This window comes from Sphingomonas parva (ex Maeng et al. 2020) (genome assembly GCF_004564275.1).
GTDB lineage: Bacteria > Pseudomonadota > Alphaproteobacteria > Sphingomonadales > Sphingomonadaceae > Allosphingosinicella > Allosphingosinicella parva.
In genome coordinates this window covers 1-9,990 of record NZ_SPDV01000075.1, presented here as the reverse complement: position 1 = coordinate 9,990, position 9,990 = coordinate 1, and the positions used below count along the sequence as shown (strand labels likewise).

Sequence of the window (9,990 nt, the reverse complement as noted above, 5' to 3'; positions counted from 1 at the left end):
TGTAATAGGCCCGAAACGCCTCGAAGCGCTGCACTTGGGCAGCACGGTCTGTCGACGGCGGCTCCATCGCTTCCTTCAGCGTCAGGTGAAATCGCTCATGGCGGCCATTTTGCTGCGGTTTACCCGGCATGATGCGCTCGTGGCGAATGCCGAGTTTGGCCCACCAGACGCCGAGCTTGGTCATGCCGACGACACCGGCCGAGGCAAAGGGTGTGCCGTTATCTGAGCGGATCATCTCGGGCAGCCCGTAGGCCGCAAAAACGCGCTCGAACACCGGCATCGCCTCCTCCCCGCGCGTGGTCGCGCCGGCAGAAAGGCCAATCAGGTATCGAGAAAAGCTGTCGCTGATCGTTAGCGGCTCAAGGCGCTCCCCGTCCCCAAGACGACGCCATCCCTTGTGATCAACCGCCCAAACATGATTGGGGCGCTCCGCACACGTCAGACCGCCGAGCGTCGGCGGCGCCCGATTTCGGCGGCGCCTCGACTGCACCAAGCCAGCCCGCTTCAGGATCTCGCCGGCCGTCGACGGCGCTGGCCACGGCAAGTCCGGACGGCGCTGTGCCAGTTTTGCGATGATCTTCCGCGGGCCCCAACTCGGACGCTCCTCCCGCTGCTGCAAAATTGCCTCGACGAGCATCTCGTCCGTCGCTCGGCCATGCACCAGCGGCGCACTCGACCGCTCCGCCAACCCCGCCACGCCCTCGCACGCGTACCGGTCGATCCACTTGTAAGCCGTCTTGCGGCTCACTCCGTAGTGACCGGCGAGCTCTACCACCGTCCAATGTCCCGCCAGCCAGTCACTGATGAACGCCACCCTCTCATCCATCGCACAGCTCTCTTGCCAAGGCATCGGCGAGTCTCCCTCGCCGATAAGACAGCTGTCACCCAGGTATCCGGTCTAGTCTGTCACCACCCTATCCGGTCTGCACAATCACGTCTCCCCTCCACGACTTCGTGGAGGGGCCGGGGGTGGTTCTTTCTTCCTTCGCTCAATGACCGGCCCCGCGCCCGGAGAAAGCAAGAAGAACCACCCCCGACCCCTCCAGCAAATGCTGGAGGGGAGAGCTACGTCGAGTAGGGCCGGAAGCCGCCATCGCGCCACCCCCTGCCGCACCGCGGCGCGCCGCGCGCCTCTTCCATCTGCGCGCGCCGGCCGCGCCGGTGCGGATCGGGGCGGAGATCGCGGAAGGGATCTGGGTGTCGCCGGAGGCCGCGGAGACGCTCGTCCTGGCGCCGTTCACCCGCGACACGGGCGGCCGCTGGCGTGCGGCCGACTTCGCGGATAGTTTGCCCGGCATGAGACCAGGCGATGCCATGCTCGCGAGAGCCCGATCGGCGGCGCGAACGGCCGCCGCAGCGGCGATCCTTGCCTCGTCGGCGACCGCGGGCGGGGCGGATCCCGCGGCGCCGTTCCACTGCGAGGCGCCCGGCGGCGATTACACGCCGACGCCGCTGGCGGACGCACGCCGGACGTTGGCGGCGCGGATCCGGCTCACGGCGACCGAGCGGGACCGGACATGGGCGCCGACGGCAGGGCTGCTGTTCGTGCTCGGCGACAAGCGTCACGCCGGCGTGCAGGTCTACGTTCCGGTCGAGCGTCCCGACGGGCTGCTGATCGGCCTGCGCCGCCCCGGGACGGACCGCCCCGAGGTCTTCGCCCGGACGGCGTTGAATGCGCCGGTCGACGTGGAGGCCAGGCTTGACGACAATGGGCTGCTGACCGTCGCTGCGGGCACCATCACCAAGTCCGTTCGCCTCAAGGGCGCGGCGGCGACCGGCGCGATCCTGATGTGCTCCTCCGGGGCCTTCACCTTCGAGAGGCTGTCGCCGCCGCCGGAAGCGACCATCGACGGCGGCACGGACCCGGCCAGCAGCACCGACTAGACCAACAAGAATCATCTCGGCTCCCGACGGGCGAGGCTAGGCCGTCGCCACCCCATGACCTGGGGGCGCGCCTCAGTCGCCTCCGTCCTGCTCGAGCGCGTCGAGCACCGCTTCGGGCGCGACGTTGCGCTTCAGCTCCTCGACCTCGCCGGCGTGGCCGACGCCGAGATGATCGGCGATCGCCGAGACCATCTCGACCAGCTTGGTGACCTCGTGCTCGGCGAGCAGGCTGATCTGGAGATCGAGCTCGGCCCGGCGCTCGCTGATCGCCGCCATCCGGTTCTGGCTGATCAGGATAAAGGTGGAGAGGAAGATCGCCTCGACCGAAGCGATCATCGCCAGCACGACGAAGGTGGCGTCCCATGGCGGCACCCCGGGAATCCAGCCGAGATTGGCGACGATCCAGACGCCGTAGGCGAAAGCGTGCACGTAGACGAAGCGCATGCTGCCGGTGAAGCGCGTGATCGCGCCGGCGATCTTCTCCTGCGCGCTCGCCGCCGCCTCCTCCGCCTCGCGGCGCTTGCGCAGCGCCGCAATGTTGCGGGCGAGCGCCCGGTTGAGCGAGTGCGGTTCGGGAGGCGGTACGGTGGGGCCCTGCATGTCGATCTGCCTCCTCAAGGCCTGGTCAAACGAGGCCGAAAGCGCGGCAGTTCCCGCGGTTCACCCGGCCGGGCGCGGCGCCTGTGCGGACGGCGGAGCAGCCGCGGGCGGGGCGGGCAAAGTGAAGGAGACGCGGCCGCCGCCGGCCTCGTTGTTTCCGGCCCAGATCCGGCCGCCGTGCGATTCGACGATGGTCCGCGAGATCGACAGTCCAAGGCCGAGCCCGCCCGGCGTCGCGCTGGCGAAGGCGGAGAAAGGCGGATCGCCATCGGGTGGAAAGCCGGGGCCGTTGTCCTCCACCGAGATCCGCACCTGGCCGTCGTCGCCCGGGGCGCTGCGCACCAGCACGGCGGGGCGCGGGATGCCCGCCACCGCCTGGACCGCGTTGCGCAGCAGGTTCATCAGCACCTGCTGGATCTGGATGCGATCGCCGACCACGATCGACGCGGCCGGATCGAAATCGCAGTCGATCTCGACCCGCCGGGCCGGGTCGATCGCCGGCAGCAGCGCACGGACGTCGTCGAGGATCGCGTCGAGCGCGACCGGGGCGAGGCGGGTCGGCTCGCGGGCGACCATCGCGCGCACCCGGCGGATGATCTCCCCGGCGAGGATGACCTGGCCGCCGGCGCGCTCGACGAGATCGGCACCCTCCGCCCGCTCGCGCGCCGGATCGAGGATCATGCGGCGGCCGGCGGCGAGATAGCTGGAGGCGGCGGCGAGCGGCTGGTTCAGCTCGTGCGCGAGAGTCGAGGCCATGGCGTTCATCGCGTCGACGCGCGAGAGATGCGCCACCTCGGCCTGCAGCGCCTCGATCCGCTTGCTCTCGCCGATGTCCTGGGTGGTGCCGTGCAGGCCGACGATCCGGCCCTGCTCGTCGCGGGTCGGGACGGCGGAGAGCAGGTGATGACGGACGCGACCGTCGGGTGGAAGGATCTCCAGCTCGCAACTCTCGGCCTCGCCGGTCGCGCGGACGCGGGCCGCCATGGCGCGGTGCCGCTCGAGGGCGCCGGGCTCGAGCCAGCCGTGGAACTCGGCGACGCCCGGGGGGCCGAGCGCCGGATCGCGGCCGTACATCTCGAACAATTGCGGCGACCAGCGGGTGACGCCGGTCGCATCGTCGACCTGCCAGTCGCCGATCCGGCCGATCCGCTGCGCCTCCTCGAGCCGCTGCTTGGCGGCAGCGAGCTCGGCCGCGTGACGCTCGCGCCGGCGGAGCGCCCCCACCAGCGACGCCGCGAGCACGGCGGCGACGAGGGTGACGAGGAAGGCGCCGAGCCAGAACAGGCGGGCATGCGCCGCGACCGGGGCGAGGATCTCGCTGCGGCGCACGGTGTAGGCGACGAACAGGGGATAGCCGGGGACGCGGCGCTGGCTGACGTAGCGGCTCTGGTGGTCGTAGGGCCCTTCGGCGACGTAGGAGCCGCGCGGCGCGCGCGGCTGGAGCGCCATCATCTGCGAGCCGCCGATATCCTCCCCCGAGGTCGTGTCCGCGCTGGTCCGGCGGGCGCGGACGATGCCGTCGAGCCCGACCACCCAGGCCACCTCCGACTTCTGCACCGCCGATTCCTCGTAGATGGCGGTGAGCTGCGCCGGATCGATGTTGATCGCGACGACGCCGGCGAAGCGGCCCCGGGCGTCGTCGATCCGCCGCGAAAGCCACATCACGTTGCGGCGGAACACGCGGGAGAAGGCCGGGCGGCTGACGAACAATCGACCGTCGTTGCGGGCCAAATGGGCGCGGAAGGCGGGGTGATCGCGCACGTTGCGGGTCGGTCCGGGATCGGCGAGGGTCGAGGCGACCATGTCGCCGCGGGCGTCGACGATGCTGAGGCCGAGAAAGCCGTGATTCTCGGGAATCGGGCCGCGGATCAGCGCCGGCCGTCCCGGGGCGCCGCGCAGACGTCGGCCGGCTTCGGTCAGCTGGAGCTCGGCGACGTGGCGGGTGGCGATGGCCGCGGTGTCGAGCGTGCGGATGACATATTGCTGCAGCATCATCGCCCGGTTCTCGGTCTGGGCGATGGCGTCGCGCTCCGCGACGCCGTGCTCGAACCGGATCTGGACGGCGGCGGCGATCCAGGCCGCGGCGGCGATGACCAGAGCGGCGCAGACGATCAGGACGGTCGCGCCCCGCGGCCCCCGGGGCTTGCGCGCCGCCGGCTGAGCGGGCGCCTGGCTGGTCGGGAGGGGCATTCGCCCACCATCCCAAAGACTTGCGCCGGCGGCAATATGGAGAAGCGCCATAATCGAGCGGAAAGACCGTCACGGCCCGCACCGGCGGGGGCAGAGACCGTGCCGAAGCCGAGGCGAGTCCAGGCTTGTGTGAGGGCTGCGGGCCCTATTCGCAGACCAGCCCGGTGCCGTTGACGGCGTCGGCGCAGGCCTGCATCGCGCGCGACTCGTTGCCGTCAGCGGCGGCCGGCGCGGCCGCATTGTTCGCAGGTCCAGGCGGCGGATTGCACCCGGCGAGCGCGGCGAACGCGGCGATCCATGCTCGACTGCGCCTTCGTGCCATGCGCGCGACTCCGCCAGGTCCGGCGATGGTGCCCGAGAGCCCCGCGCGCGCCAAGGCCTGGGCCTCGCCCGGCCGCGACCGGTAGCGGAAAGCGCCCGCGGTCCCCCAACCGCGGACGCTCCCGGTCCCGCCTCAGGCGGAGCAGAGGGTGGCGCAGGCGGCGCCGGCGATGGCGCGCTTCAGGCCGTCCGCCTTCGCCTTCACTTCGGGCGAGGCGGCGGCGGCCTGGTCGATCATCGCGGCGAGCTCGCGGCGCTGGGCCTGGGTGAAGCCGACGCCGAAGTGGCCGGCGTCGCGGACCAGCAGATCGATCACCCGGCTGCGCTGGGCGGGCGCGATGTCGCCGGCGGCGGCCATCTGGAGCAGCCCGGCGACCTGGCCATAGGCGCCGTCGCGGACCTGGGCGAGCGCCGCCTCCTTGCCGGAGAGATCCTGGCCGGCGAGCTCCTTGTCGACCGCGGGCAGATGGACCGCCGTGCAATGCGCCGAATAGAGCAGAGGCACCAGCATCTGGCCCATGTAGCGGGTGGCGTTCTCGTTCATCTTCGCGACCTTGGCGGCATCGTCGGTCGGCAGCGCGCCGTCCGCGGTCGCGCCGAGGCCGGCGCTGACATAGGCCGCGGTGATGCCGGCGGCCGGCCCGCACAGGCGCTCGTAGGAATCGAGGCCCTGAACCGGCATCGCCGGGGTGCCGAGCGCGGTCAGCGCCTTGTCCGCCTCGGCGTCGAACGCCTTGACGTCCGGATCGTCGGCGGCGGGCATCTGCGCCTTCTCGCCGGGAGCGCCGAGCTTCTTCTGAAGCGCCTGGGCGGTGGTCACCAGCGCGGCCGCGGGATCGTCGCCGCCATCGGACGGAGTTCCGCCCGAGCAGGCGGCGAGCGCCGCGGCGGCCGCCACGGCAAAGGAAATCGATTTCATCGCGTGTGCACCTTTCACCGGGATCTGCGCCGCCGCCGGGAGCGGCGGCGGCTGGGCTGGGCGCGGCGTCCGGACCTGGGGCCGGAGCGCCGCCCGCCGCTCAGTTCGGAACCCAGACCTGGAGGTTCATGCCGCCCGCCGCGATGACGTTGCCGCCGCCGGCCGCCACGACGTTGCCGCCGCCGGCCGAGACCACGCCGCTGGCGCCGTTCACCACCGGATAGTCACGGCCGTTGACGTTGACCGTGGCGAAGCCGTCCTTGATCGTGATCTTGCTGCCGCGCGGGATCTGCAGCGCAACCTGCTTCTTCTTGTAATAAGGGAAGTTGGGGCCGTTGTTGTTGTCCCACGGCGCGCAGCCCCAGACGAGGATGTTGACCACGCCGTTGCAGCCGGTGCCGGCGTGGGCGGGGGCGGGCAACAGGGCGAGCCCCGACAGGGCGACAGCGGCGGCGGCAAGCTTCGTTCGGACGGTCATCAGCCAATCTCCTCATCAGCAGCGGCTCGGGGCCGCGGCGGCACCATTTCCACGGCCGAGGGGAGCCTCGACAGCGGCGCGCGAGCGGCGGGACGCGCGACACGACGAGCGGCGCCTGGCTGCGACGAGGCGGCGAAGCGGCCGCGCCGGCTGCGCGACTCGCGGCACCTCGGTCGCCCACGCAGGCGTCGCCGGGCAGGGGGCAGCGTCGCCGTCCCGCTCGTCGCACCCGCGGGCCCGCTCGACCCCGCCGGCGGCGCGCTCGTCCCGCGGCGGTGGAACGCCCCCGGCAGGGGCGGCAGTCAGAAGGCGTCATCAGATGCGGGAGAGCCCCATGCATATCCTCCACCTCGTCGCCATCGCCCTGCTGCTCGTCGGAGCCGCCCTCGGCACCTGGGGCGTGCGCAACTACCGGCGGCTCGACCGCCGCTACGCCGACGCCACGGCGCGCTGGGTGAAGGGCAGCGCCACCGTCGTCGAGGCGCGCATCCTCGAGCGCGAGCGGACCGACAGCAACGACAACAGCTACACTTATTACGAGCCGCGCCTGCGCTACCATTATGCGGTGGAGGGCGTGGCGCACGAAGGGCAGCGCGTCGCCTTGTGCGGCGTGCCCCATTTCAACAGCCCCGGACCGGCCGAGGACTGGCTGGGCCGCCACGGCGCGGGAGCGCAGATCGACCTGTGGTACGATCCGGCGCAGCCCGGCGACAGCGCGCCGGTGCTCGACCGGCCCAGCCTGTTCGCGGCGCTCATCACCGTCGTCGCCGGCGTGTTCATGATCGGGGTCGGCGCGATGATGCTGGCCGCGCCGCTCTGACCGAGCCGCGGCGTGACGCGGCGCAGATGCCAGCGCCGCGTCATGCCGTCTTGCCGAGCAGGGCCAGCGCGGCGGCCCGGAAGCGGGGGCCGACCGGTATCTGCGTCCCGTCGCTCAGCTCGAGGGCGAGGACCTTGCCGCGGCGGTGGGTCGCGACGACCCGCTCGGGGCGGATGAAGGCGGAGCGGTGGACGCGGAGCAGCCCGCTGCCCTGCAGGCGCTGCTCCATCTCGGCCATGGTGCTGCGATAGAGATAGGCGCGGCCGGCGGCGTGCAGATAGACGTGATCGCCCGCCGCCTCGACCCGCTCTACGTCGTCGACCGCGACTCGGACCGTGCCGCGCAGCACCGGCACCCAGAAAGCGTCGTCGGGCGCCGCCGCGGGCTCCGGCGCGGCCACAGCGTCTTCCGCAGACTGGGCGGGGGCGGGCAGGGTCGGCTCGGTCGATTGAGCCGGCCGCCGCGCCTCGTAGCGCAGGCGGGCGCGCTCGATCGCCCGGGCGAGGCGCGGCCGGCGGACCGGCTTCAGCAGATAATCGACCGCGCCGACCTCGAACGCATCGACCGCATGCTCCTCGTGCGCGGTGACGAAGATCACCTCGGCGCCGAGCCGCGCGATTTCGAGCGCGGCATGAACTCCGTTGCCATTGGGCATGTCGATGTCGAGGAAGACGAGATCGGGCCGGTGGGCGCGCGCGGCGGCGATCGCTTCCTCGCCGTCCTCGGCCAATGCGGCGACGGCGAGGCCCGGCAGCTCCTCGAGCAGGGTGCGCAGCAGATCGCGCGCGAGCGGCTCGTCGTCCGCAACGACCAGCCTCATGCCGCGGACTCGAGGGCCGGGGCGAGCGGAATGCCGAGCTCGACCCGATAGCCGCCGGGCAGGGGACGGCATTCGAGCCAGGCGGCGTCGCCATAATGAGCCGCGAGGCGCTGGCGGGTGTTGCTGAGGCCGATGCCGCGCCGCGTCTCGCCGGCAACCGCCGCCGACTCGCGCGCGGCGCCGGCGGTGGTGTTCAGCACGCCGAGCACCGCCTCTCCATCGCGCGCGGCGGCGCTGACCGTGATGGTCAGCGGCCCACGCGTCTTGGCGGCGCCGTGCTTGATCGCATTCTCGACCAAGGGCTGGAGGATGAAGTTCGGAACGAGCAGGCCGCGCAGCTCCGGCGCGACCGCGATCTCGGTACGCAGCCGCTCGCCGAAGCGGGTCTCCTCGATGTTGAGATAGGCGGCGATCGTCTCCAGCTCCTGGTGCAGCGGCACGAGATCGGTCGGGTTCGCGCTCAGCGACGAACGCAGGAAATCGGCGAGACGGCCGATCATGTCCTCCGCCTCCGACTGGCGGTTGCGGACGACCAGGCTGGCGATACCGTTCAGCGTGTTGAACAGGAAATGCGGATTGAGCTGCAGCCGCAGCGCGGCGGCCTCGGCGCGCGACGCGGCCGCCTCGAAAGCGGCGGCGCGCGCCTGGTTCATCCGCGCCTGATCGGAGGTGCGCGCCGCCCAGATCAGGGCGGCGGTGAGGTACATGGTCCAGAGATAGAGGATGAGGATCATGAACAGGCGGGTCGGCTGCCAGGGAACGGCCCAGGCCTGCCAGCTCGGCACCAAAGTGAGCGAGAGGAAGCGCAGCCAGGTATCGTCGGCGGCGGTCTGGACCAGGCCGGCGACCAGCCCGGCGAGCGCGATAGCCGGCCAGCGCTGATAGCCCGGGCGGCCGTCGAGCCGGTCGAGCAGCAGGCCGAGGCCGACCGACTGGCAGATGCCGAGCAGGAGCAGCGGCACGTTGGCGAGGAACATCTCCCCCCAGGCGGAGCGTCCCTGCACCATCGCCGTCACCTCGACGAGGATGTAGCCGAACGTCCAGACGATCGCGGACAATCGCAGCGCGGTGCTGCCCAGCACCTGCCTGAACCTGCTCTCCAATGCGCCCCCCCTTGCTTTACGCGAGCGATCCTATGGCGGGGGAGCTGGGCTGTCCAAGCCCCATTCGTCGCGCGTCGGGCGCGCTCGTCCCGCCGCGGCGCATTCGGCGCGGAAAGGGGCGCCTTCGTCGAACCGGGCGGGACCTGCTGCCGGACGGAAAGGTGAGAAAGCTTTCGACCTCTTCCCGAATGTTGGAAGCGGCGTTGAAGGGGCAGGTTTCGGCGGAAACAGACTTGCTGTCGCGGTGCTCCGGTCAGATCCCGGCGGCGCGCTCGTGCCTCAGCCTGGCTGCGAAACGGGAACCCAGGCGCAGTTCGCGACCTGCGATCGTGCTGCAAGCACGCACGTGCGGGCGTCGGGGCGCACGTCCGCGACGAGCGTGCTCGCCCCCGCGGCGATCTCGACGGTCTGCTGCACGCCGCCGTTGTCGACGATGACGCTGCAACGCCCCTGCGTCGCAGCGCTGCAGCCGATCGTCAGCTGCCGCGCCGCGGAATCATAGCGCGCGGTCGTCTCGATCGTCTCGTCACGAGCCGCCTCCGACGAGCAGGCCGACTGGAGCCCGCAGACGAGCAGCAGGCCTGCAGCGAAGCCGGCGACCGAACCATCAACCATCTCACCCTCCCCCTTGAGGCGAGGGCAAGATGCGCGAAGCCGACCGCAGCGTCCAGACGCCGCACTCAGGAGTGTGTACGATGCGGCGCAGCGTCCGCTCGACCGGTGGGCAGCCGGACGATCGCTCCGCCCCTCAGCCGCGGCCGCGGTAGCCGGCGACGTCCTGGGGCGGGACCCAGAGGCTCTCGGGCGGCGCGCCGGTCTGCCAGAAGACGTCGATCGGCATGCCGCCGCGCGGAT

The 9,990-nt window shown here is 71.6% G+C and carries 11 protein-coding genes and 1 pseudogene; 2 read left to right on the top strand and 10 right to left on the bottom strand.

Going from position 1 to position 9,990, the window contains the following annotated elements; translation table 11 throughout:
• On the bottom strand, positions 1 to 826 hold an 826-nt coding region (locus E2493_RS20100; protein WP_225421613.1), incomplete at its 3' end, for a DDE-type integrase/transposase/recombinase.
• Positions 827 to 1,314: 488 nt separating this feature from the next.
• Between E2493_RS20100 and E2493_RS20095 the strand changes: the two genes are divergently transcribed.
• Positions 1,315 to 1,884, top strand: a complete 570-nt coding sequence (locus E2493_RS20095) for a hypothetical protein (protein WP_135090449.1) — start codon at positions 1,315 to 1,317, stop codon at positions 1,882 to 1,884.
• A gap of 72 nt (positions 1,885 to 1,956) precedes the next feature.
• Here E2493_RS20095 and E2493_RS20090 read toward each other — a convergent pair whose 3' ends face one another.
• From E2493_RS20090 to E2493_RS20075, 5 genes are all read right to left on the bottom strand, one after another.
• Positions 1,957 to 2,484, bottom strand: a complete 528-nt coding sequence (locus tag E2493_RS20090) for a DUF1003 domain-containing protein (protein ID WP_135090447.1) — start codon at positions 2,482 to 2,484, stop codon at positions 1,957 to 1,959.
• A gap of 60 nt (positions 2,485 to 2,544) precedes the next feature.
• Positions 2,545 to 4,674: an ATP-binding protein gene (locus E2493_RS20085; protein ID WP_167737660.1), complete on the bottom strand. Its 2,130-nt coding sequence runs from the start codon at positions 4,672 to 4,674 to the stop codon at positions 2,545 to 2,547.
• A 145-nt stretch (positions 4,675 to 4,819) separates the two neighbouring features.
• Positions 4,820 to 4,996, bottom strand: coding sequence for a hypothetical protein (locus E2493_RS21440; protein ID WP_167737659.1), 177 nt, complete (start codon positions 4,994 to 4,996; stop codon positions 4,820 to 4,822).
• A gap of 132 nt (positions 4,997 to 5,128) precedes the next feature.
• Positions 5,129 to 5,914: a hypothetical protein gene (locus E2493_RS20080; protein WP_135090443.1), complete on the bottom strand. Its 786-nt coding sequence runs from the start codon at positions 5,912 to 5,914 to the stop codon at positions 5,129 to 5,131.
• Positions 5,915 to 6,014: 100 nt separating this feature from the next.
• Positions 6,015 to 6,392 carry a hypothetical protein gene (locus tag E2493_RS20075; protein WP_167737658.1) on the bottom strand — a complete coding sequence of 126 codons (378 nt, stop codon included), beginning with the start codon at positions 6,390 to 6,392 and terminating at the stop codon, positions 6,015 to 6,017.
• Between the two features lie 334 nt (positions 6,393 to 6,726).
• On the opposite strand from E2493_RS20075, the gene E2493_RS21435 reads away from it, so the two are divergent.
• On the top strand, positions 6,727 to 7,212 hold the full coding sequence (locus E2493_RS21435; protein ID WP_225421612.1) for a DUF3592 domain-containing protein: 486 nt from the start codon (positions 6,727 to 6,729) through the stop codon (positions 7,210 to 7,212).
• A 40-nt stretch (positions 7,213 to 7,252) separates the two neighbouring features.
• Here the strand turns inward: E2493_RS21435 and E2493_RS20065 are convergent, their stop codons facing one another.
• From E2493_RS20065 to E2493_RS20050, 4 genes and pseudogenes are all read right to left on the bottom strand, one after another.
• Positions 7,253 to 8,032, bottom strand: a complete 780-nt coding sequence (locus E2493_RS20065; protein WP_167737656.1) for a LytR/AlgR family response regulator transcription factor — start codon at positions 8,030 to 8,032, stop codon at positions 7,253 to 7,255.
• Positions 8,029 to 9,135 carry a sensor histidine kinase gene (locus tag E2493_RS20060; protein WP_135090435.1) on the bottom strand — a complete coding sequence of 369 codons (1,107 nt, stop codon included), beginning with the start codon at positions 9,133 to 9,135 and terminating at the stop codon, positions 8,029 to 8,031. Before E2493_RS20060 ends, E2493_RS20065 begins: the two co-directional genes overlap by 4 nt.
• Before the next feature lie 279 nt (positions 9,136 to 9,414).
• Positions 9,415 to 9,750, bottom strand: coding sequence for a hypothetical protein (locus E2493_RS20055; RefSeq protein WP_135090433.1), 336 nt, complete (start codon positions 9,748 to 9,750; stop codon positions 9,415 to 9,417).
• 133 nt (positions 9,751 to 9,883) lie between these two features.
• Positions 9,884 to 9,990, bottom strand: a pseudogene (locus tag E2493_RS20050) (preQ(1) synthase); the annotation flags it as partial.

What these genes read in the sequence shown, in the direction of transcription:
- E2493_RS20095 (WP_135090449.1), top strand. Translation starts at nt 1,315, where the DNA reads ATGCTCGCGAGAGCCCGATCGGCGGCGCGAACGGCCGCCGCAGCGGCG.
- E2493_RS20090 (WP_135090447.1), bottom strand. Translation starts at nt 2,484, where the DNA reads ATGCAGGGCCCCACCGTACCGCCTCCCGAACCGCACTCGCTCAACCGG.
- E2493_RS20085 (WP_167737660.1), bottom strand. Translation starts at nt 4,674, where the DNA reads ATGCCCCTCCCGACCAGCCAGGCGCCCGCTCAGCCGGCGGCGCGCAAG.
- E2493_RS21440 (WP_167737659.1), bottom strand. Translation starts at nt 4,996, where the DNA reads ATGGCACGAAGGCGCAGTCGAGCATGGATCGCCGCGTTCGCCGCGCTC.
- E2493_RS20080 (WP_135090443.1), bottom strand. Translation starts at nt 5,914, where the DNA reads ATGAAATCGATTTCCTTTGCCGTGGCGGCCGCCGCGGCGCTCGCCGCC.
- E2493_RS20075 (WP_167737658.1), bottom strand. Translation starts at nt 6,392, where the DNA reads ATGACCGTCCGAACGAAGCTTGCCGCCGCCGCTGTCGCCCTGTCGGGG.
- E2493_RS21435 (WP_225421612.1), top strand. Translation starts at nt 6,727, where the DNA reads ATGCATATCCTCCACCTCGTCGCCATCGCCCTGCTGCTCGTCGGAGCC.
- E2493_RS20065 (WP_167737656.1), bottom strand. Translation starts at nt 8,032, where the DNA reads ATGAGGCTGGTCGTTGCGGACGACGAGCCGCTCGCGCGCGATCTGCTG.
- E2493_RS20055 (WP_135090433.1), bottom strand. Translation starts at nt 9,750, where the DNA reads ATGGTTGATGGTTCGGTCGCCGGCTTCGCTGCAGGCCTGCTGCTCGTC.